Source organism: Marinobacter subterrani (genome assembly GCF_001045555.1).
Taxonomy (GTDB): domain Bacteria; phylum Pseudomonadota; class Gammaproteobacteria; order Pseudomonadales; family Oleiphilaceae; genus Marinobacter; species Marinobacter subterrani.
On record NZ_LFBU01000001.1, the window covers coordinates 1,215,455 to 1,236,047 of the forward strand.

21 protein-coding genes are annotated in these 20,593 nt (G+C 60.3%); all 21 read right to left on the minus strand.

All coding sequences use genetic code 11. The features are described from left to right. Nucleotides 1-296: 296 nt before the first annotated feature. On the minus strand, nt 297-1,433 hold the full coding sequence (gene flhB, locus msub_RS05590) for a flagellar biosynthesis protein FlhB (protein WP_048495102.1): 1,137 nt from the start codon (nt 1,431-1,433) through the stop codon (nt 297-299). 180 nt (nt 1,434-1,613) lie between these two features. Further along, the gene (gene fliR / locus msub_RS05595; protein WP_048495103.1) at nt 1,614-2,399 is read right to left on the minus strand and encodes a flagellar biosynthetic protein FliR; all 786 of its coding nucleotides are present in this window, start codon (nt 2,397-2,399) and stop codon (nt 1,614-1,616) included. Between the two features lie 3 nt (nt 2,400-2,402). Further along, nucleotides 2,403-2,672, minus strand: coding sequence for a flagellar biosynthesis protein FliQ (gene fliQ, locus msub_RS05600; RefSeq protein ID WP_048495104.1), 270 nt, complete (start codon nt 2,670-2,672; stop codon nt 2,403-2,405). Nucleotides 2,673-2,680: 8 nt separating this feature from the next. After that, nucleotides 2,681-3,445 carry a flagellar type III secretion system pore protein FliP gene (fliP, locus tag msub_RS05605; protein WP_227506774.1) on the minus strand — a complete coding sequence of 255 codons (765 nt, stop codon included), beginning with the start codon at nt 3,443-3,445 and terminating at the stop codon, nt 2,681-2,683. Nucleotides 3,446-3,461: 16 nt separating this feature from the next. Further along, nucleotides 3,462-3,911 carry a flagellar biosynthetic protein FliO gene (gene fliO, locus msub_RS05610; protein WP_048495106.1) on the minus strand — a complete coding sequence of 150 codons (450 nt, stop codon included), beginning with the start codon at nt 3,909-3,911 and terminating at the stop codon, nt 3,462-3,464. Nucleotide 3,912: 1 nt separating this feature from the next. Continuing rightward, nucleotides 3,913-4,404: a flagellar motor switch protein FliN gene (gene fliN, locus msub_RS05615; RefSeq protein WP_048495107.1), complete on the minus strand. Its 492-nt coding sequence runs from the start codon at nt 4,402-4,404 to the stop codon at nt 3,913-3,915. After that, entirely contained in the window at nt 4,397-5,395 is a 999-nt protein-coding gene (fliM, locus tag msub_RS05620; protein WP_048495108.1) for a flagellar motor switch protein FliM, read from the minus strand. Before fliM ends, fliN begins: the two co-directional genes overlap by 8 nt. A gap of 51 nt (nt 5,396-5,446) precedes the next feature. Further along, nucleotides 5,447-5,956 carry a flagellar basal body-associated FliL family protein gene (locus msub_RS05625; RefSeq protein ID WP_048495109.1) on the minus strand — a complete coding sequence of 170 codons (510 nt, stop codon included), beginning with the start codon at nt 5,954-5,956 and terminating at the stop codon, nt 5,447-5,449. 163 nt (nt 5,957-6,119) lie between these two features. Next, nucleotides 6,120-7,322, minus strand: coding sequence for a flagellar hook-length control protein FliK (locus msub_RS05630; protein ID WP_048495110.1), 1,203 nt, complete (start codon nt 7,320-7,322; stop codon nt 6,120-6,122). A gap of 153 nt (nt 7,323-7,475) precedes the next feature. Continuing rightward, a complete protein-coding gene (locus msub_RS05635; protein ID WP_048495111.1) occupies nt 7,476-7,823 on the minus strand; it encodes an Hpt domain-containing protein in 348 nt (115 codons plus the stop codon). Between the two features lie 29 nt (nt 7,824-7,852). Further along, nucleotides 7,853-9,616 (minus strand): PP2C family protein-serine/threonine phosphatase, encoded by a 1,764-nt coding sequence (locus msub_RS05640; RefSeq protein ID WP_048495112.1) that lies wholly within the window; start codon nt 9,614-9,616, stop codon nt 7,853-7,855. 24 nt (nt 9,617-9,640) lie between these two features. After that, entirely contained in the window at nt 9,641-9,946 is a 306-nt protein-coding gene (locus tag msub_RS05645) for an STAS domain-containing protein (protein ID WP_048495113.1), read from the minus strand. A gap of 122 nt (nt 9,947-10,068) precedes the next feature. Further along, nucleotides 10,069-10,512 carry a flagellar export protein FliJ gene (fliJ, locus tag msub_RS05650; RefSeq protein ID WP_048495114.1) on the minus strand — a complete coding sequence of 148 codons (444 nt, stop codon included), beginning with the start codon at nt 10,510-10,512 and terminating at the stop codon, nt 10,069-10,071. After that, nucleotides 10,512-11,903 carry a flagellar protein export ATPase FliI gene (gene fliI / locus msub_RS05655; protein ID WP_048495115.1) on the minus strand — a complete coding sequence of 464 codons (1,392 nt, stop codon included), beginning with the start codon at nt 11,901-11,903 and terminating at the stop codon, nt 10,512-10,514. The genes fliJ and fliI overlap by 1 nt, the downstream gene beginning before the upstream one ends. Beyond that, nucleotides 11,884-12,777, minus strand: coding sequence for a flagellar assembly protein FliH (locus msub_RS05660; protein ID WP_048495116.1), 894 nt, complete (start codon nt 12,775-12,777; stop codon nt 11,884-11,886). The genes fliI and msub_RS05660 overlap by 20 nt, the downstream gene beginning before the upstream one ends. Then, nucleotides 12,777-13,820 (minus strand): flagellar motor switch protein FliG, encoded by a 1,044-nt coding sequence (fliG, locus tag msub_RS05665; protein WP_048495117.1) that lies wholly within the window; start codon nt 13,818-13,820, stop codon nt 12,777-12,779. Before fliG ends, msub_RS05660 begins: the two co-directional genes overlap by 1 nt. Further along, nucleotides 13,813-15,513, minus strand: a complete 1,701-nt coding sequence (fliF, locus tag msub_RS05670) for a flagellar basal-body MS-ring/collar protein FliF (RefSeq protein WP_048495118.1) — start codon at nt 15,511-15,513, stop codon at nt 13,813-13,815. Before fliF ends, fliG begins: the two co-directional genes overlap by 8 nt. Before the next feature lie 15 nt (nt 15,514-15,528). Then, nucleotides 15,529-15,897 carry a flagellar hook-basal body complex protein FliE gene (gene fliE / locus msub_RS05675; protein ID WP_048495119.1) on the minus strand — a complete coding sequence of 123 codons (369 nt, stop codon included), beginning with the start codon at nt 15,895-15,897 and terminating at the stop codon, nt 15,529-15,531. Nucleotides 15,898-16,140: 243 nt separating this feature from the next. After that, a complete protein-coding gene (locus msub_RS05680) occupies nt 16,141-17,604 on the minus strand; it encodes a sigma-54-dependent transcriptional regulator (protein ID WP_048495120.1) in 1,464 nt (487 codons plus the stop codon). Between the two features lie 12 nt (nt 17,605-17,616). Continuing rightward, the gene (locus msub_RS05685; protein WP_048495121.1) at nt 17,617-18,855 is read right to left on the minus strand and encodes a sensor histidine kinase; all 1,239 of its coding nucleotides are present in this window, start codon (nt 18,853-18,855) and stop codon (nt 17,617-17,619) included. A gap of 232 nt (nt 18,856-19,087) precedes the next feature. Beyond that, entirely contained in the window at nt 19,088-20,539 is a 1,452-nt protein-coding gene (locus msub_RS05690; RefSeq protein WP_048495122.1) for a sigma-54 dependent transcriptional regulator, read from the minus strand. Nucleotides 20,540-20,593 lie beyond the last annotated feature (54 nt).

Sequence of the window (20,593 nt, forward strand, 5' to 3'; positions counted from 1 at the left end):
GCCAAGGCCTCGTAGGTTGGATTAGGCGAAGCCGTAATCCAACAAAAAGGAGTGAAATCGAAATAGCACTGTCGGATTATGGCTTCGTCTAATCCGACCTACAGTCAACCTTAGTATTTTTCGGCAATATCGATGGGTTTGATAAGTGGTTGTGGGCGGCCTTTTCAGGACTGTCTGTGGCCATGGATGGCCACAGCCAAGCGCACATGGATGTGCTCGTAGCGTGTCCTGAAAAGGCCGCCCGCAACCACGCTTACTCCCAAACCTACAGGCTACAAAAGGAACCGAACTCCAAACTAAACATCCCGCCGCAAATCCGACGGAATAGGCAAATCAGGCATGCCGGGCTTGGGCCCGCGCCCTTTGCGGAACTGACGAAGCTGGAACACATAGGCGAGCACCTGGGCAATCGCCATATAGAGGCCATCCGGTATCTCCTCGCCAATGTCAGTATTGTGATAGACCGCCCGGGTCAGCGGCGGTGTGCGCAGGATCTCGACCTTGTTCTCGCGGGCGATTTCCATGATCTTGAAGGCAATCTCATCGGCGCCCTTGGCCACCACAACCGGCGCGCCCATGGCTTTCTGGTCGTATTTCAGGGCCACCGCGTAGTGGGTCGGGTTGGTGATCACCACGTCTGCGGTGGGCACGTCCTGCATCATCCGGCGCTGAGCCATTTCTCGCTGGAGTTGGCGAATCTTGCCTTTGACCTCCGGTTTACCCTCGGTGTCCTTATACTCGTCCTTCACTTCCTGCATGGTCATCCGGAGTTTTTTCTGGTGATCAAAGATCTGGAACGGCACGTCGATCATGGCAATAACGATGGTGGCGCAGGACAGCAGGAAGAAGCTCCAGCCGAGGGTCCAGAGTACATGCTCCATGGCGGGCACCGCCGGCTCTTCGGCGATGGCCAGCAGGTCTTCGGTGCGCAGGTTGAGGATGAGGATGGCAATGGCCATGACCAGGCCGACTTTGGCGATGGCTTTGACCAGTTCGATCAGCGAACGCAGGGAGAACATGCGGCCAAGGCCCTTGATCGGGTCCATGCGGTTCAGTTTGGGTGCGATGGCTTTGCCGCTGACCAGGAGGCCGCCGATGCCGATGGAGCCGAAGATCGCAGCAATCAGGAGCATCACGAGGATGGGCGCGAGTGCCAGGGCGGCTTCTTTGGCGGAGGCCAGTAGCTGGAGGCTCATGTGCCCGGTGTCGTAGATGGCGGAGCGCTCGATAACGAAGCTGTCGCGCATGATGGCTTCAAGGGATGCGCCCAGGCTGGTGCCGAACATGAGCAGGCCGCCAGCGCCGGCCAGGAGTACAGCCATGGTGGCCAGTTCTTTTGAACGGGCAGTCTGGCCCTCCTCCCGGGCCTTTTCGAGCCTTCGGGGGGTGGCCTCTTCCGTTTTTTCCTGACTGTTGTCGTTTTCTTCGGCCATTCTCTTGGTCCAACTTTCAGAGTTCCGGGCGGGGCTGATGGCTTCCCGAAACACGCTCCTTGCGGCACATCCCTGTGACGCTTGGGCTCCGCCATCCATGGCTCCGCACAGTTTCGGGAAGCCATCAGCCCCACCCTTAACCAGACTCCGAGATAAATCCCGGGAACAGATCAGGCTTGATCAGGGCTGCCGTTGGAGCCCCCGCATGAAATCAAACGTCTCTCTCGTGTACTGCTCAAAGTGTGGCAGAAAATTGGCGTGCAGCACCCATATGGCAAACAATCCAAAAATCAGGCCAATCGGGAACCCCAGGGCGAAGATGTTCATCTGGGGCGCGGCTCGGGTCATCACGCCGAAGGAGATGTTGACGATCAGTACCGCGGTGACGGCCGGCAGTGCCAGCAGCATCGCGGAGGCAAACATCCAGCTTATTCGGTGGGCCAGTTCCCAGACGCCGGCCTGCCCCAGGCCTTCCATGCCGATGGGCATGGAGCGGAAGCTTTCGACGAAGACTTCGAGGGCGACCAGGTGTCCGTTCATGGCCAGGAACAGGAGGGTGATGGTGATGGTGTAGATCTGCGCCAGCACCGGTACGTTGATGCCGTTGGCCGGGTCGACCATGGAGGCGAAGCCGAGCCCCATCTGCATGGCGATCATCTGCCCGGCGATGACGAAGAGTTGCCACAGGGCGGTCAGCGCAAAGCCCATGCCGACACCGATCAGGATCTGTTGCAGGCTGATGACCACGGCGTCGGCGCTCAAGGCATCGACCTGTGGAACCGGCGGGATCATGGGCACGATAAGTATGGTCATCAGCAAGGCAAGGCCGAGGCGCACCCGGGCCGGTACCAGTTGGGTGCCAAAGATGGGGACTACCATCAGAAAGCTGGCCAGGCGGAACAGGGGCCAGAGATGCTGGCCGACCCACTGGCCCAGGAGGTCCGCGCTGATGTCCGTCGGCATCATGGGTCAGCCGATCAGGTAGGGGATGTTGGCGAACAGGCGGTTGGCGTGGTCCAGGAGCTGGGTCAGCATCCAGGGACCCCAGACGATGATGACGATCAGGGTAATCAACAGGCGCGGCAGGAAACTGAGGGTCTGCTCGTTGATCTGGGTCGCCGCCTGGAAGGTGCTGACAACCAGGCCAATAACCAGCCCCGGGCCGATGATGACCGACGATAACAGAACGATCAGCCACAGTGCCTCGCGCAGGATATCGATAACGGTTTCCGGTGTCATGACTCCCCCTATATTCCGTAACTGGCGGCCAGGGTGCCCATGATCAGGGCCCAGCCGTCGACCAGTACAAACAGCATGATCTTGAAGGGCAGAGAGATGATGATGGGCGAGAGCATCATCATACCCATGGCCATTAGAACACTGGCCACTACCATGTCGATAACCAGGAACGGGATAAACAGGATAAACCCGATCTGGAAGGCGGTCTTGAGCTCGCTGGTGACAAATGCCGGCATCAGTATCCAGAAGGAGACATCCTCCGGCGTGTCGTAGGTCACGTCAGCAATTCGCATGAACAGGGCCAGGTCGTCTTCCCGGGTCTGTTCCAGCATGAATTTCTTGAACGGCTGGCTGGCCAGCTTCACCGCTTCGATCGAGGTCACTTCTTCCTGCAGATAGGGCTGCAGACCCACCTGGTTGGCCTCTTCCAGAACCGGCTTCATGATGAAGATGCTCAGGAACAGCGCCAGGCCCAGCAGGATCTGGTTCGAAGGCGTGGACTGCAGGCCGATGGCCTGACGGAGAATGGCAAACACCACGATGATGCGGGTGAACGAGGTCATCATCATGAGCATGGCCGGCAGGAAGGTCAGCGCGGTCATCAGCGCCAGGATCTGCAGGGTTACCGAGTATTCCTGGACGCCCTCGCCCGAGGCCGGCGAGACCGTGAAGGCGGGAATCGCTGGAATGCCAGTCGATTCCTGGGCCAGTGCCAGCGGCGCCCAGGCCAGGCCGGCCAGTACAATCAGGGACGGGATCAGTCGTTTGAGCATCGCGGCGAGCATGGGCCTAGTCATTCCTTGTCGGGGAGGTCCAGGATTTGCCGATCATGCTTTGCAGACGGCGGGCGAAATCACCGGAATTGGCATTGCCAGGGTCGACAACCGGCTCGTCAAATACGTGCAGGGTCCGGATCGCCGAGGGCGTGATTCCCAACAGGATCTGCTGGCCGCCCACCTCGATCAGCGCGATCCGTTCCCGGGCGCCAATGGCCATGACCGACACCACCTTGATGGCGTTGTTGTTCATTCCGGTCATGCCGTTCATCCGGCGGATAATCCAGGCGCAGCCATAAATCACCGCGATCACGGCAACCAGGCCCAGGCCAAGGCTGACGATGGTGCCAAGCGTATCCGGCGCCCGGGCCGGGGCCGCAACGGCCGACTTGCCCGCCGTTTCCTGGGCCAGGGCCGGAGCCGCCAGTACCAGCAGTGCGATACCCGGGAGTCTGGACCACATATTACTTCTGCAACCGTTTGATGCGCTCACCCGGGCTGATCACGTCGGTCAGGCGGATACCGAATTTTTCATTCACCATAACCACTTCACCGTGGGCAATCAGGGTTCCGTTGACCAGGACATCCAGTGGCTCCCCCGCCAGCCGGTCCAGCTCGATCACCGAGCCCTGGTTCAGCTGCAGAAGGTTGCGTATGGGAATCTGGGTGTTGCCCACCTCCATGGAAATGGTGACCGGGATATCGAGAATAACGTCGATATCCGGTGCCGGGCCGGCGCCCCGGGCGGGCTCGGTTCCGGTGTCAAATTCCTCCATGGGGGCGGTCTGAACGCCATCGTCTGCGTCTGCGTCTGCGCCAGCCTCGGCCATGGCGGCAGCCCACTCGTCTTCACGGCCACCTTCATCACCGGACTCCTCCATGGCTGCTTCCCACTCGGCAGCCAGCTTTTCATCTTCGCTGAGCTCCTGCCCGCTTTTCTTGTCGTCGTCAGCCATTGCGTCCCACCTTCAGTTGTTTCTTTACTTTGGGCAGCGTTGCCCGTTCGTGAATTCTCAGCGCCAGTTTTCCATCGCGGGTCCCCATCGTGGCTTTGTAGATGGGAATGCCATTGGCGGTCACGGTCAGGTGCTCCGGCATTTCCACGGGGATGATGTCTCCGGCTTTCAGTTTGGCAATATCCCGCAAGGAGATGCGGCGACGACACACCGTGGTGTTGATCGGTACGTTGACTTCCTTGATGTCTTCCTGAAGTGCGTTCACCCAGCGCTCATCAACGTCATCAATATCGCTCTGAACCCCGGCGTCCAGCACGTCCCTGATAGGCTCAATCATGGAGTACGGCAGGGCAAAGTGGAGCTCACCGCCGCCGCCGTCCAGCTCGATATGGAAGGTGCTGACCACCACCACTTCGCTGGGGCTGACGATATTGGCCATCGCCGGATTGACTTCCGAGCTGAGGTATTCGAAATCGACCTTGAGTACGGCGTGCCAGGCCTCTTTCATATCGGTGAAAACCTGGTTCAGAACCATCTGCACGATGCGGGTCTCGGTCGGCGTGAATTCCCGGCCTTCGATCTTGGCATGCCGCCCTTCCCCGCCGAAGAAATTGTCCACCAGCTTGAACACCAGCTTGGCGTCCAGCACGAACAGGGAGGTGCCGCGCAACGGGCGTACCTTGCACAGGTTGAGGCTGGTAGGCACATACAACGTGTGGATGTATTCACCGAATTTCATGATCTTGACGCCGCCGGTGGACACATCGGCATTGCGGCGCATCAGGTTGAAAAGACTGATTCGGGTATAACGGGCAAACCGTTCATTGATCATTTCCAGAGTCGGCATGCGACCACGGACAATGCGATCCTGACTGGAGAGGTCGTAGGACTTTATGCCGGTTTCATCGGTCTCTTCATAGGTATCAATGTCGCCATCGTCCACCCCGTGGAGGAGGGCATCGATTTCATCCTGTGACAACAAGTCCTGCATACGTAGTCCTGCCCCTTCGTAGTCCTGCCCCTGATAGGCTGCGCCCGTGCCCTATTGCACGACAAAATTTCTGAATAACACCCGTTTGACGGCGGGTTCACCTTCCTGTTCCAGCACCTGGTTTACCGTTGTAAGCATTCGCTCGGCCAGGCCTCTGCGCCCCTCGGGCGTCTGCAGATCATTGAACTCGCTTTTGCCCAGAAGCATGATCAGCTGGCTGCGAATCAGCGGCAGATGCAGCTGTGCCGCCGCCAGAGCCTGGGGATCCGTCGCCTCCAGAGCCAGGTAGACCTGGGCATAGCGCTGGCGCCCCTGGGCCTGCACCGTGGTAACCAGGGCCTTGTCAATCAGCAGGTAGGTGCTGGGTACAAAGGCTTCCTCTGTTGTCTCGCCGGCCTCGCCATGGTCTTCACTCATGAAGGGCAAGCCGCCCCCTAGAAACCACATGGTTCCCACCACCGACAGCACAATCGCCATAATAATGACCACCACCAGCATGATGATCAGCTTCAGTTTGCCTTTTTTGGCGGGAGCCGTTTCAGACGCGTTGTTTTCAGCCATAGTAATCGCTTTGCCAGAAATCCGTCAGAGGGAGCGTTTTTCCGTGACTTTCAGGATTGGATGCAAAGGACGGGCCAGAAGGCCCAACCTTCCCGTTCAGAACAGCAGTTTAGCGTTGCCAGGAAGGATGGGCAAAAGAGATTGGAGGGCCGGGCAGGAACAATCAGGCGAAGATGTCTACTTCGCCCTTCCAGCTGAGATCAAGGTGACCGGAGTTCGGTTGATCATCACCGGCATCCGCGTCTGCCAGTGACGATGCCCGGCCACCCGAGCCACCACCATCGCCGGCGCCCTGGTCGCCGGTCTGCTGCCTCGGCGAATCAGACACATCGAACCCGGCCAGAGAAAGCCCCTGTTCCCCGAGCATGTCGCGCAGCCGGTGGGAATGCAGCTCAAGCTGGTCGCGCACCACCGGATTGGCAGCGTGAACCGTGATATTCGCCTGCTCGTTATGGACCCGCACCTTGACTTCCATCGGCCCCATATCGGGCGGCGTGAGATGGATTTCGGCAACGGACATATTCCGGGCCGTCAGCCAGCTCAGTTTACCGACGAGCTTGTCACCCCATTCGGCGTGACCAACCGGCACGTCAATCGAGGTGGCATAGCTTTTTAGAGGCCCTGCTGTCTCGGCCGCCAGCTTTGCTGCGACATTAGTGCCACTGGCTCCCTGCTGGGAGACCAGATCAAGAGCCGACTGAAAACGGCCCGAGGTCAGTGCTGTATCCGGATCCGCGTTCCCGCCAAGGTCGGTAAGTGCTGCAGCCTTGACGGCTTCGGTTACCGTGGCATCCGTCTTGACGCCTGCAGGCAGCTTGCCGCCCTGGCCCAGAAGGCCGTTGAACAGGGCCACGCCCGGGGCAGCCTGCTGGCCGGACATGCCCGCCGCCACCGGAGACCCGGCCATGGGCGCTGCGGCGAACAGGCCGGTCTCACCCGAGCCACCGGCTTTCGGGCTCAGCCAGGCCTGCAGTTCAGCAAAGGTGAGAGGCAGCGCCGTGGCATCCTCGCCAGCCACCTCCCCGATTACTTCCGCCTCGGCAGCCTTTGGCTCTGCCGCATCGGAAGACTGCACGGCTTCGCCATCAGCTTTTTCGGCGGCCACCTCCGTCTCGCTGGCAGGCCTGCCCTCGCCGGAATCAGACTTGGCCGGCCGAGCTTCATCGGTGGCACTGGCATTGGCGTTGTTGTCGGCGTTGTCCTTCTGTTCCGCTTTCTGGCGGTCCAGGCGTTTCTGCTCCGCCCGGGAGACGGACTCGAAATCGCTCGTTCGTTCGGCCGGATCCCGACTGCTGCCGGATCTGGACGGACCTGCATCCTTCTGGATACCGGGCGCAGGCGTTTGGGGGAGAACCAGTTGGGCCATGGCAACCTCTTGCCGCTTTTCTCAGGTTGGCGCCCCCAGCTTGCCGGACTCCGGCCAATTCAGGGGCAATACAGTCACACTTGCACAAAGCAAAGCAAATGCGGTGCCACCACCTCCCGGACTGATCAATCCGGCGCTATAAAGCGCTGCCAGTCAGCGAACCAGAAGCCCCTCCAGCCGCTCACCTACCTCACGGAACTCCGCGTCAATAGCCGCCAGCAATGCCGGGACGTCTTCCAGACGGGACGCCTTTCCCGCCAGTTCAGCTTTCAGGTTCAGTTCACCAAGGCGGGGAGCGCCGATATTGATGCAGCTACCCTTGAAACTGTGGGCGGCCTTGGCGAAGGCATCGCTGTCATTTGCCGCCAGCGCTTCCCGCAGGCTTCGGATTCTGTCCCGCGAATCCTCAAGATAGGTATGTATCAGAACTTCAAATTCATCTTCCATGACGTCCTGAAGCTCAGCCAGTGCTTCCTCGTCAAGGTGTGGTTTATCACTCATGACCAACCCCCTGGTTCCGTTGATAACCTCTAGGTTGCCTCGCTTCCCGGATTCGCTGAAGCGCCACTAAAATGCCAATCATAAACAATTTCAACATGGTTACCCTGCTCATGAAACCGGATCGATTCAGAGAGCCGCTTCAGCAATAACAGCCCCCGACCCGCATATCGCCTGCTTCGACCGAGATGAACGCTGGATGTGGCGCCCGGATGGTTCTGGAAATCAAAGCCCCGGCCGCTGTCCTCGCAGACAACACGCAGCCGGCCACCTTCCGGTTTCAGCGAATGATGAAGGGTGAAGCGAATGTAATGGCCCTCGACGTTGGCCAGGCGCCGCCTGCGCTCCTGATAGTAACGCTCAAACCCTTCCGGCGAATGCTTCCATTCCGATGGCAACTCCAGCACGCCATGCTCCAGGGCATTATTGTAAAGCTCTGCCAGCAGGGTATAGATCTCACCGCTTTTACGCCGCAGCCCCGGAACCTCCATGCAGATATGCAGCAACAGCGGCAACGGACTGAACTCCCCGAGAGTCTGCTCCCGGATTTCATAGCTGCAGCGCCACTCCGCCGGGCCGGCAAGCGCAGACGGCATGGCCCGGTCGGGCACGGCCGAGAGGCCCGCCTGATCGCTCATTTCCAGGCAGCAGAGGGTCAGATCGTCGCCGTCCGTGAAGCCGCCGGTAAACCGGTGAACCGCGGACATCATCGCGTCAAAGGGGTGATCACTGGCATCCAGGTGCGCCAGGGCCTGGTTCACGCCCTGTTCGCCAAAAACCTGGCCGGAACTGTCCGCCGATTCCAGGAAGCCGTCGGTCATCAGCAGTAGCCGGTCTCCGGAACCGGCACCAAGCCGATCGAACTCAGCGTTGAACTGTTCTGGCGGAAGTATGCCCAGGGGCAGATGCTGGGAAGGCAGCGCCTGCCGTTCACCCGAGGCGCGAATCAGCCAGCCGTCCGGCAAACCGCCGTTCCAGACCTGAACCTGGTTGAGCTTGAAATCGGCCTCGATCATGGCGCCGCAACAGAACATGTCGGTGGGTAGAATACGCTTGAGCTTCTGGTTGATCTCGCGCAGTACATCCTGGCCGTTGAAACCCTTGCTCGCCATGCCGTAAAAGATTTCTGCCACCGGCATGGCACCGATCGCCGCCGGCAACCCATGGCCGGTAAAATCGCCCATGAAGATGAGCACACCGCCGGCCGGTCTCGGCGAGGCAAACAACACGTCGCCATTGAAAATGGATTGTGGCGATGCATGGTAGCGGATGTTGCTGGCCCCCAGGCAACCGGAATGGGCAACGTTGTCGAAGACCCGCTTGGCGATTTCCTGCTCTTCCGTCAATTGCCGGTTCCGCTCCCGGCTCAGATCCCGCTGTTCAGACAGGGCCTGGTGCATCAGCCGCATACGGTTGAACGCGTTGATCTTCGCTTCGATGATAATCCGGTTGTAGGGTTTTCCCAGAAAGCCGTCACCGCCGGCCTCCAGGCAGCGGGCGAGCGCGCCGGCCTCGGACAGGGAGGTCAGGAAAATCACCGGAACCAGCCGTTCCCCGGCCAGGGATTTGATCTGCCGGGCCGCTTCCATGCCATCCATAACCGGCATAAGGGCATCCAGCAGAACCAGATCGGGCGCTTCCCGCCGGAACAGGGCCACCGCATCGAGACCATTGGAGGCTTCCAGAACCTGGTGGCCCAGCCGCTTCACAAGCGTTCTGAGAATCAGCCGGTCACTGTCGGAGTCATCAGCAATCAAAATTCTGAGTGGTCTGTGTTCTGCCACGGAATCATCCATGAGAACTCCGGCAGTGCGCGGTCATCAGCGAATAGTGAACAATTGCTCGAAATTGGAAATGGAGAGAATGCGACGTACATCGTTATTGCAGTTTTCAATGACAATACGGCCGCTGTCGCCACCGGCGTAATCCCGGAGCAATAACAGCATGCCCAGGGCCGAACTATCCAGGTAGGTGGTCTCCGAGAGGTCTATGATATAACCGCGGATGTCCGGATCACCATGCTCGTAGGCATCCCGGAATGCCTGATGGGTGCTGAAGTCAAAGCGCCCTTCAATCCTGATAACAAGTGTCTGACCGTCATCATCGCGGCGCGTCTGAATCGGCATTCCAAAACCTCCAAAGGCGTCAAGAGCAGAATTCCACCGGCCCTGCACGCCGGCTTTTCATGGGTTAAGGATAGCTGAGTGACCTGAAATTGCATCCGCATTTGTTTGATGCAGGGCAAGATTCAACGCTGCCGGCGGTTAAAGGCCCTGCCCGCGGCCTCATCCGAGAGCTTCTGCTCGCGCAGGTCCTGCGCTCTGAGTTCCTGCTGCCGGCAGGTATCAATGTATTTTTCCATACCACGACGCCGTTCCCAGGCTTGCTGCCATTCCTGCCTGCGCAGCTCGAACACCTTTTGCGCCTGGTCCAGCTGTGCCTGCTGCTGCCCGATCACCTGATCCAGTTGCGCGATGAAGGCCTGCCAGGCCTGCAGGCGGGACACCTGAACCACACCTTGCTGGCTGTCCCGGATCTGCTGGCGATACTCCTGCTGATAGCGGTTCAGGTTTTCCACCTGTTCACGCTGCTGGTCAACCAGTTTGCGGGCATCGCCCATACGCTTCAGGGCTTCCTGCTCCTTGCGCTCCTCCAGGGAGAGCACCACGGCCAGCCGCCGGGATTTCAGCATCAGCCGTCACCTCCGCCGCCGGCGGGATTGGGTACCGCAGACTTGCGCCGTTCCGGGGACCGGCGCTCCGGCACCACCGCCAGCAGCTGTTCAATACTGTCGTTCAGTGGTGCGCTCTCGTTCAGCCCCTGCTGCAGAAACTGGCGCATATTACTGATGTGGGTAATGGCAAAGTCGGTTTCCGGGTCGGAACCTTTCACATACGCACCCACGGATATCAGATCCCGGGCCTGCTGATAGCGGGAATACACCTGCTTGAATCGCTGCGCCCGGGAGAAATGTTCGGTTTCGGTAACCTGCGGCATCACCCGGCTGATGGAAGCTTCCACATCAATGGCCGGGTAATGCCCCTCCTCGGCCAGCCGGCGGGACAACACAATATGCCCATCGAGAATCGCCCGGGCGGCATCGGCAATAGGATCCTGCTGATCGTCGCCTTCGGTGAGCACGGTATAGAATGCGGTAATTGAACCGCCACCCGGGCGGCCATTGCCCGTGCGCTCGACCAGCTGCGGCAGTTTGGCAAACACCGATGGCGGATAACCCTTGGTCGCAGGCGGCTCACCGACGGCCAGGGCAATCTCGCGCTGGGCCTGGGCATAACGGGTCAGGGAATCCATCAGCAGAAGCACGCGCTTGCCCTGATCCCGGTAATATTCGGCAATCCGGGTGGTCAGCATGGCCGCGCGCAGGCGCATCAGCGGGGAGTCATCCGCCGGTGAGGCCACCACCACAGAGCGTGACAGTCCTTCCTCGCCCAGGATGTCCTCGATGAACTCCTTGACCTCCCGGCCCCGCTCGCCGATCAGGCCAACCACGGTAATATCGGCATCGGTGAATCGCGTCATCATGCCCAGCAGCATGCTCTTGCCCACGCCACTGCCGGCGAACAGGCCCAGCCGCTGACCCTGGCCAACGGTCATCAGCGCATTGATCGCGCGAATGCCGACATCCATGGACTGGCGCACCGGCGCCCGGTTCAGGGGGTTGATGATATCGCCGGTCAGGGGCACCCGGGCTTCCGCCTGCAGGGGGCCCTTGCCGTCCAGGGGTTCACCGCTGCCATCGACCACCCGGCCCAGCAGTTGAGGGCCCACCGGCACCCGGCTGGCGGCCGCAAGCGGCAACACCCGTGCCCCGGGTTTGAGCCCCTCAATGGCGGTTAGGGGCATCAGGTAGACCCGGTCATCCTCGAAACCCACCACTTCGGCTTCGACATTACCGGTGCCCTGGCCCGCGATCACACACCGGTCGCCCACTACCATGGGGCAACCAACGCATTCGAGGGTCAGGCCGACCATACGGGTCAACCGGCCGGATAGCTCAGGCTCTGGCTCGTTGCCAATATAGCCCCGGAAGCGGTTCAGGCGGTCAGCGAGGCTCGAGGTCATCGCCGTCATCCTGGTTTCGTGCCGGCGTCGGGGCGTCTTCGGCCCGCTCCGGTTCCTGCGAATCAAGTACATCACGATGGAAACCGGTCAGATCGTCCATCAGTGAATCCAGCTCTTCGGTTTCCCCAGCTTCACTCTCGCTCATCTGTTGGTCCAACATGCCCTGAACCGCCCGCTGAAAGCGCTTCTCAACGGTGAAATCAACCAGGCTGTGGCGGGTTTCCACCCTGCAGCCACCGGGCAGAATGGTGTCGTCTTCAATGACCGAAGCGGAGGTTTCGAGGCGTGCAGCCACGTCCCGGACGGTTTCGCAGTCGTCCGGGTGAATATGAATGCGGATGTTTTCGGCGGTGGAAGGAAGCGCCTCCAGGGCCCGGCGAACCACCTGCCGGATCTGGGACGAATCGATGCTCAGCTCCCGGTAGACCACGGCCCGGGCCAGAACGGTCGTCAGGTTGACCAGAGCGGTTTCCAATTCGTCTTCGTGGCGACGAATGGGCAGCAGCAGCTCGCCCATCAGATGCTCCAGACGGTCAACCCGGGTGTCCATTTCCTTTCGGGTGTCTTCGTAGCCCCGGGTCTTGCCCTGCTCACGGCCTTCCGCCAGCCCGGTCTCCAGGCCTTCCTGATGGCCCTGCTGACGACCTTCCGCGAGCCCGGACTGGTAACCCTGCTCGCGGCCCTCGTTGTAGCCATCTTCCCGCGCCGCCTGGCGAATCTCGTCTATGTCCGCGGCCGTCAGGGGTTTGACGTCCCGCTCTTCTACCCGGGCCACCTCGTTGCCGCGCTCGTCGAGCAACGGCAGCTCCCAGCGCTCATAGGCTGTCAGCTGTTCCTTGGGAATCCGGTTGAGGTCGCGGGTGGAATCTTTCATCACATCATTTCTTCGCCAGCGCCACCGAGGGAGATTTCACCGGCCTCGGCCATGCGGCGTGCGATGGTAATAATATCTTTCTGTGCCGACTCCACTTCACTGACCTTGACCGGCCCCTTGGCCTCCAGGTCATCCTGAAGCAGCTCTGCGGCACGCTTTGACATGTTCTTGAAGATTTTTTCCTGCACCTGTTCGTCGGCACCCTTGAGCGCCACCACCAGGACTTCCGAGGACACTTCGCGCAACAGCGCCTGGATACCCCGGTCATCAACCTCCTTGAGGTTGTCGAACACGAACATCAGGTCTTCGATGGTGCTGGCAAGATCCGGATCCATATCCTTGATGGAATCCATCAGGTTGCCTTCGATGCTCCGGTCCATGAAGTTCATGATGTCTGCTGCTCGCTTGACGCCGCCAATCCGGCTGGTCTGGGAAGCCGCACCGCCAGAGAACTGTTTCTCGAGAATGTCGTTCAGTTCCTGCAGGGCCTGGGGCTGGATGCTTTCAAGTGACGCCACCCGCATCATCACGTCCAGGCGGACCTTGTCATCCAGCGTGGCAAGAATTTCTGCCGCCTGGTCCGGATCCAGGTAGGAGATAACGATGGCCTGGATCTGTGGGTGCTCGTACCGGATGATGTCACCCACGGCCCGGGGCTCCATCCATTTGAGGGTGTCGAGCCCGGTGGTGTTGCCACCGATCAGGATGCGGTCAATCAGGCTGGCGGCCTTGTCGTCGCCCAGCGCCTGGGTCAGCATTGCCCGGATGTAGTCGTCATTGCCCACGCCGAGGCCGGTCTGGCCGCCCACGGCATCGACAAACTGGTTCAGCACAAAGGTGACATCGTCCTTGCTGACATCTTTCATCTGCGCCATGGCAACGCCCACACGCTGAACCTCTTTCGGCCCCATGTGTTTCAGAACCTCAGCGGCGTCCGCCTCACCCAGGGACATCAGCAGAATGGCCGCCTGCTCCACCCTCGGAATTTTCCGCTGTGGCTTCTGCGGTGCGCTGGCACCTTGCGGATTGGCTTGTTCAGTCATCGACGTTCACCCACTGGCGCATCACCTGTGCAACCCTTGCCGGGTCTTCCGAAATCAGGCCTTTCAGTGCATTCAGCTGCCTATCATAACTGTCTGTGGCACCCGGCAAAAGCAGATCATCCTGGGACGTCATGGCCTTGCGCAGTTCATCTCCGCCCTCGATCTGGTCCAGGCCGTCATAGCCGCTGTCCCCATAATCGCCGCTCCGCTCCCGGCGTCCGCCACCAGAGAGGCTTTTGAGCGTCGGGCGCAACAGGCCCAGCACCAGTACCAGAATCACGAGCCCCGCCAGCACCTGCTTCATCAAGTCCCAGAACCAGGGCTGTTGCCAGAAATTGGGAGCGACGAATTCAACGGCTTCTTCCGGTGCGAATGCAGTATTCATGACCGTAACACTGTCGCCCCTGGCTGCCGAATACCCCACGGCATCCCGCACCAGCATGCTCAGACGCTGCAATTCCTGCTCGGGCCAGGGCTGGAATGTCACTTCGCCGGTCTGGGGGTCGACCACTCTCATGTCGTCCACGGCCAGGGCAACGGTGATTCGCTTGATGCGACCGAGCTCCTGGCGCGTGTAACTGACGGTGCGGTCCATTTCATAATTGCGCGTCGACTCGCGACGGATATTCACCGGCTGGGGCGCAGGCCCCTGGCCATTCCCGCCGGCGGCCTGCTCTGGCACTGTCGCGTCCGCCGGCGGCTGGTTGGACAGGGCGCCGGGAATGCCTCCTTCGGCGCCAGCGGCGCGCTGCTCGGTGAGCTCACGCTCGCTTCGAATGGCCTGCTGCTCGGGATTGAACAGCTCGGCCGCCTGCTCGATCGAGGAAAAATCGAGATCGGCCGACACCTCTGCGCGATAACGGCCATCGCCCACAATCGGTGCGATCAGCGACGCGACGTTACGGGTCAGCCGCTCCTCAACCCGGGCTGTGTACTCAAACTGGTCTGACATCCGGTCGGCATTATCCTGGCTCTCTTCACCGGTGAGCAGGTTGCCGTTCTGGTCAACGACGGTTACGTGTTCCTTGTTCATCATCGGAATGCTGCCGGCAACCAGGTTCACAATGGCGCTGATCTGTTCCTGCTCCGGACGCCCGCCGGCGAACACTTCAAGAAATACCGAGGCCGAGGGTTCTCGGGCATCGCGGACGAAAACCGATCGCTCCGGGATAGCCAGGTGCACCCGGGCATTGCGCACACCGCGCATACTGGCAATGGTACGCGCCAGCTCTCCTTCAAGTCCCCTGCGGTAGCTGATGGTTTCCATGAATTGGGACGTACCAAGGCCCCGCTCCTGGTCAAGCAGCTCATAGCCGATGGTCTTGCGGTCAGTCACACCCTGGGCCGCCAGCTTCATCCGGGCGTTGTAGAGCTGGTCTGACGGCACCAGCAGGGCGCCGGTGCGCGGGTCCATCTTGTATTCGATGCCGCTGTTCTCAAGGATGGAGGTGACGTCTTGGGGGTTGTAGGAAGACAGGTCTCCCACCACCGGCTGGTAATTCGGTTCCTGGGCCCAGAGCACCACGGCCAGTCCCAGAGCCACGCTGGCGGCGAGACCAACCATCAGGCCAATCTGGCGCAACAGGTTCAGACGGTTGAAGCCCAGGAACAGATCGCTCCGGCCCTCGGGCGCGTCGCTATCCCGGGCGGCCGGAACATTGGAGGTACTGGTTTCTGCGGGTACGCTGGCCATGTCTCTGCTCCGTTATCAGATCGGCATGTTCATAATGTCTTCGTAGGCCCGGACCACCCGGTTACGCACCTGGGTCAGCGCTTCAAAGGAGACAGAGGATTTCTGTGCAGCAATCATCACACGGGTAATATCCACGTTCGGGTCGCCCATCTCGTAGGCGGTGCGCAGATCCCCGGCGGTTTGCTGGAGGTCATTGACGTTGTTCACGGCCTTGCCCAGCATGTCGCTGAAACTCGCAGTATCCTGGGTTTCCTGAACCTGGCGGGGGCCGTCGATGCGGCCACGAACCGATTGATCCTGCTCGACTCGCTGGTTCTGCATCATCTGTGAACGCAGGGACCGGATATCGGACAAAACACTGTTGATGTCGGCGCGCTGAACCATAACTCTCTCCTGGCTCCGCCCTGCCACGGGCGAAAATTCTCTTGGGACTCGGTTACACCGAACAAAGCAAGCAGCAGGCCAACTGATATTTATTTTTTAATATCATACAGTTAATTTATTCTTCAGGAGTGCAGGCAACGTCAACGTCGGACTTTTGACAATACAGCGGGTCGTGCACAGGGTCAGTACAGACAAAAAAATAGCACCCCGGAGGGTGCCAGTGAAGGAGTTCGTTTGCAGGGGTCAGGCCATGGCCATCTCGGCATCCAGATCGATTCCGGCATCGCGCATCTGGGCCAGTTTGTAGCGGAGCGTCCTGGGACTGATCCCGAGTTGCTCTGCGGCCCGATTGCGACGCCCACGCTCTTTCCGGAGGGTCTGGATAATGATACGGAACTCCTGCTGGCGCAGATCATTGCCCAGTGAACCCGCCGCCTCGGCGCCCTCCTCGAACGACGGCTGAGCCGGCTCTTCCCGGATAACCGGGTGGCCCTGGGCGACGTCTGTCGGGCGTGACGGGTAGACATCAGCCGGCACAGGGGCCGGCGCAACACTGTGAATATCGGTGCGGCCGGAGATGCCCAGTTCCAGGCACAGGTCATCGGCGTGAATCACATTGCCCTGATGCAGCACCAGGGCCCGCTGAAGGGCATTATCCAGCTCCCGGACATTGCCCGGCCACCGGTGGGCCATCAGGGCAGCCCTGGCGTCCGGCGCAAAACTGATCCCCGTCAGCTTCATCTTCCGGCAATGCTTCTTCAGCAAGGATATCGCCAGCGGCATAATGTCCAGCGGCCGCTCCCGCAGGGGCTGCCAGTGCATGGGAAATACCGTCAGCCGGTAGTACAGATCTTCCCGGAACTTGCCTTCGCGAACGTAGTCGGCCAGATCCCGGTTGGTGGTCGCCACCACCCGGACATCCAGGCTGATGGTCTTGCGGCCGCCCACACGCTCCACTTCCCGCTCCTGCAATACCCGCAGCAGTTTGGACTGGAGCCCCGGATCCATTTCCGAGATTTCATCCAGCAGGATGGTGCCGCCGTTGGCCTGCTCGAACTTGCCCGGCGCAGACGCCACGGCACCGGTAAAGGCGCCCTTTTCGTGGCCGAACAGAATCGCTTCCAGCATGTTCTCGGGAATCGCAGCGCAGTTAATTGCCACAAAGGGCTGATCCGCCCGGGGGGACTGCTGGTGAATAAAGCGGGCCAGCACTTCCTTGCCGGTACCGCTTTCGCCGGAGATCATCACCGTGGAATCACTGCCGGCGACTTTTGTGGCGAGCTGGAACATGCGCTTGCTGACGGGATCTTCGGCCACCGGCTCATCGCCGGATTTCACCCGGCCGCCGCCCACCACCTTGCTGACCGCATCCACCAGGACCTGTGGCTCGAAAGGTTTGACCAGGTAATCGGTAGCACCCGCCTGCATGGCAGACACCGCATCGCTGATCTGGCCGTAGGCGGTAATCAGCATCATCGGCAGGCCGGGATAGAGGCGCTGAACCTCGGCCAACAACTGATGCCCGGACAGTCCCGGCATGTTGACATCGCTGACCACCATGTCCACTGGTGCCTCGGCCAGCCGCTCCAGCGCCTCATTGGCATTGCGCGCTTCCCGCACCCGGAACTTCGCCAGTTCAAGCGTGGTAACCAGCGCTTCCCGCAGGTCATGGTCATCTTCAACAATCAGAATCTGGGCCTTGGCCATGGTTGCCTCCGATCAGTATTTGTTACGCAGTTGCGGTACACGCAAGGTGGCGACAACGCCGCCCTGCTCCGGCGATTCGATGGAAAAGTGCCCCTGGTGAGCTTTGATAACAGCCTGTACCACCGCTAGCCCGAGCCCGGTGCCATGGGATTTGGTGGTGTAGAAGGCCTCGGTAAGACGGTTAACCTCTGACGGCTCAAAACCCGGGCCGTTATCCAGCACCCGGATGACCAGTTCGCCGGCCGCGTCCGCCACCTGGACGATCACACTGGTTGCGCCGGCTTCCAGGCTGTTGTTCACAAGGTTGGTGCAGGCGCCGACCAGGGCATCCCGGTTGCACATCAGGCGACACGCCTCGGAAACTGTGTCCTGCAGCGTCACCTCAGCTCCGGGTGCAGGCCGCAGCCCACCAATAGCGGCAGACAACGCTGACACCAGCTTGCCGGCGGAGAGCTCCTCGGCCAGCCGGGTTTCGCCGCGGGCAAAAATCAGCATGTCCCGTACCTGCTGCTCCAGGTGGGTCAGGCGGGACATCAAACGGGAGGCACAGCGCTGGCGCATCTCTTCGTCCAGGTCGTCCTGGCTGAGATGGCCACCGTAGAGAATGGCCGCCGACAGCGGCGTTCGGATTTGGTGCGCAAGAGACGCCACCATCTTACCCATGGCGGAGAGCCGCTGGGCGTGGGCAAGCTGGGCCTGGAGATGGCGGGTTTCCGTCAGGTCGGTAAGCAGAATCAGCTGGCCGGGCTGGTTTTCCATGGTCCGGATTTCAATGCTGACCCGGCGGCCATCCTTCAGGGACACCTCGTGTCCGTCATCCCGGCGTGGTGCAAAGCAGCGCTGAATCACATCAATCCAGCGGGCGCCGTCCAGGGGCTCCCCCAGCAGCGCAATGGCGGCCGGGTTTGTCTGGGTGACCACGCCCTGGCTGTCCAGAACCACCACACCCGCAGGCAATGCATTCAACAGGGTCGACAGCCGGTCAGCCAACTGCTCCTTTTCTTCCAGCTCCCGCTGGCGCTGCTGCGATTCCTGGGTCAGCTCGCCGGATAACTGGTTAACCCGGGATTCCAGAGTACGGTAGGAGTCAGTGATCTGGCGTGACATCCGGTTGAACAGCTCCAGAGCGGAATCCACTGCCTCGTCTTCCTGCTGCGGAAACAGCGCTGTCACCTTGTCATTTACGTCCGCTGCCGCATTCGCTTGCGCGTTTCCGGCCCCGGGCTGAAGAACAAATTGTGCCTGACTCATAACCTGACTCCCCGATGGGTCCATCCGTTCGGACCCCGTAATTCGGATACTTCGTATACAGGTTGATAAGCCAGCACCGTGCCAACTTGAATTTTTCGTTATATTTCAGAAAGAAAGGAAATCACCAGGCGGGCGAATGACAATTTTACGTCGGCCAGAAACGAGAACGGCGCCTCAGGTTACAAACCCTTGACGCCATTCATGAACGCTTTTCCAGCCATCCTGCGACGGCTCATGACCCCTCGGATTCTTCCTCCCGCAGGCCGTACTTTCGCACTTTCTCCACCAGAGTAGTGCGCCGGATCCGCAGTTTTTCGGCAGCCCGCGCGACCACGCCGCCCGCCTCATCCAGCGCCTGCTGGATCAACTGTTTCTCAAGGTTCGAGAGGTAGTCTTTCAGATCAATCCCGTTCACCGGCAGCAACGCTGGCGCGTCCAGCCCGACCAGCCCGGGTATGCCCGATGGCATTCCGGTGTCTTCCACCGGGCGGTTCTCGTCGTAGTCGTCGACATACCGGAACTTCTTGGGCAACTCCTGCACCCCAATCACGCCATAGGGGTGCATGATGGCCAGGCGCTCGACCAGGTTGGCGAGTTCACGCACGTTGCCCGGCCATTCATGGTGACAGAGGCTCATGATCGCTGCCGAATTCATTCTCAGGGAGCCGCGCTTCTCTTTTTCCATCCGGGCGATCAGTTCGTTGATCAGCAGGGGAATGTCCTCTATCCGCTCGCGCAACGCCGGCATCTCTATCGGAAACACGTTCAGACGGTAGTAAAGATCTTCCCGGAAGTTACCGGCCTCGATCATGTCCTCGAGGTTCTTGTGGGTTGCCGCGATGACCCGGACATCCGCCGACTGGGTGCGATTGCTGCCCACCCGCTCAAAGGTGCGCTCCTGCAGGACCCGCAGGATTTTGACCTGCATATTGAGGGGCATATCGCCGATCTCATCCAGAAACAGGGTACCGCCCTCGGCCAGTTCGAACCGCCCGACCCGGGCGGTAATGGCGCCGGTGAACGCGCCTTTCTCATGGCCGAATAATTCACTTTCCAGCAGTTCGGCCGGAATGGCACCGCAGTTAACCGGAACAAAGGGCTTTTCTCGGCGGGAGGAATGGTAATGCAGGTTGCGCGCCACCACTTCCTTACCGGTACCGGATTCGCCGGTGATCAGAACACTCACATCCTTGTCGGCCACCTGCTCCATCAGCTGCCGCACGTGCTGGACCTTGCGACTGGTGCCCACAAGGCTGCGGAAAAGCTGAAGGCTCCGCTGCTGGCCGCGTTCCCGGGACCGGCTGAACTGATCCCGGTAGATCTGGGCCCGGTAAAGCGAATCGACGAACTTGGTGTAGTTCAGCGGCCACTCCATACGGGCAATGATCCGGGCGTTATCTTCCTCTGAGAGGCCCTTCAGTTCCCGGCCATCGAGCAGCAGCAGAGGAACGCCCTTGACGGCCTTGCAGATGGTCGCGATGGTCTCAACGGCTCCGGCATCCTCCCCGTTTACCACCGCCGCCGATAGGCCGGAAAGGCTCTCCTCGTCACCATTGCGCAACAGTGCCTTCGCCTCCTCGCCGGCAAGGACCTGTTCCTCGCCGATGAACTCGAGAATGGTGACCATGTCCCGTAATCGTGACTCATCCTCGCTTAGCACCAGCACTTTGTTATCTTTAGACATTCACCAGAATCTCTTGAGGGATTTGTGCGGTATTTAAGACTGTCAGGGCGAAAG

Bases quoted from the DNA above. Each gene is read 5' to 3' on its own strand.
- msub_RS05645 (WP_048495113.1), bottom strand. From the start codon at position 9,946: ATGCCGATTCAGACGCGCCGCGATGATGACGGTCAGACACTTGTTATC.
- fliE (WP_048495119.1), bottom strand. From the start codon at position 15,897: ATGGTTCAGCGCGCCGACATCAACAGTGTTTTGTCCGATATCCGGTCC.
- fliJ (WP_048495114.1), bottom strand. From the start codon at position 10,512: ATGCTGAAATCCCGGCGGCTGGCCGTGGTGCTCTCCCTGGAGGAGCGC.
- msub_RS05630 (WP_048495110.1), bottom strand. From the start codon at position 7,322: ATGGCCCAACTGGTTCTCCCCCAAACGCCTGCGCCCGGTATCCAGAAG.
- msub_RS05625 (WP_048495109.1), bottom strand. From the start codon at position 5,956: ATGGCTGAAAACAACGCGTCTGAAACGGCTCCCGCCAAAAAAGGCAAA.
- fliP (WP_227506774.1), bottom strand. From the start codon at position 3,445: ATGCTCAAACGACTGATCCCGTCCCTGATTGTACTGGCCGGCCTGGCC.
- msub_RS05635 (WP_048495111.1), bottom strand. From the start codon at position 7,823: ATGAGTGATAAACCACACCTTGACGAGGAAGCACTGGCTGAGCTTCAG.
- fliF (WP_048495118.1), bottom strand. From the start codon at position 15,513: ATGGCCAGCGTACCCGCAGAAACCAGTACCTCCAATGTTCCGGCCGCC.
- fliR (WP_048495103.1), bottom strand. From the start codon at position 2,399: ATGATGCCGACGGACATCAGCGCGGACCTCCTGGGCCAGTGGGTCGGC.
- fliI (WP_048495115.1), bottom strand. From the start codon at position 11,903: ATGACCTCGAGCCTCGCTGACCGCCTGAACCGCTTCCGGGGCTATATT.
- fliG (WP_048495117.1), bottom strand. From the start codon at position 13,820: ATGACTGAACAAGCCAATCCGCAAGGTGCCAGCGCACCGCAGAAGCCA.
- msub_RS05660 (WP_048495116.1), bottom strand. From the start codon at position 12,777: ATGAAAGATTCCACCCGCGACCTCAACCGGATTCCCAAGGAACAGCTG.
- flhB (WP_048495102.1), bottom strand. From the start codon at position 1,433: ATGGCCGAAGAAAACGACAACAGTCAGGAAAAAACGGAAGAGGCCACC.
- msub_RS05690 (WP_048495122.1), bottom strand. From the start codon at position 20,539: ATGTCTAAAGATAACAAAGTGCTGGTGCTAAGCGAGGATGAGTCACGA.
- fliN (WP_048495107.1), bottom strand. From the start codon at position 4,404: ATGGCTGACGACGACAAGAAAAGCGGGCAGGAGCTCAGCGAAGATGAA.
- msub_RS05640 (WP_048495112.1), bottom strand. From the start codon at position 9,616: ATGGATGATTCCGTGGCAGAACACAGACCACTCAGAATTTTGATTGCT.
- msub_RS05685 (WP_048495121.1), bottom strand. From the start codon at position 18,855: ATGAGTCAGGCACAATTTGTTCTTCAGCCCGGGGCCGGAAACGCGCAA.
- fliO (WP_048495106.1), bottom strand. From the start codon at position 3,911: ATGTGGTCCAGACTCCCGGGTATCGCACTGCTGGTACTGGCGGCTCCG.
- fliQ (WP_048495104.1), bottom strand. From the start codon at position 2,672: ATGACACCGGAAACCGTTATCGATATCCTGCGCGAGGCACTGTGGCTG.
- fliM (WP_048495108.1), bottom strand. From the start codon at position 5,395: ATGCAGGACTTGTTGTCACAGGATGAAATCGATGCCCTCCTCCACGGG.
- msub_RS05680 (WP_048495120.1), bottom strand. From the start codon at position 17,604: ATGGCCAAGGCCCAGATTCTGATTGTTGAAGATGACCATGACCTGCGG.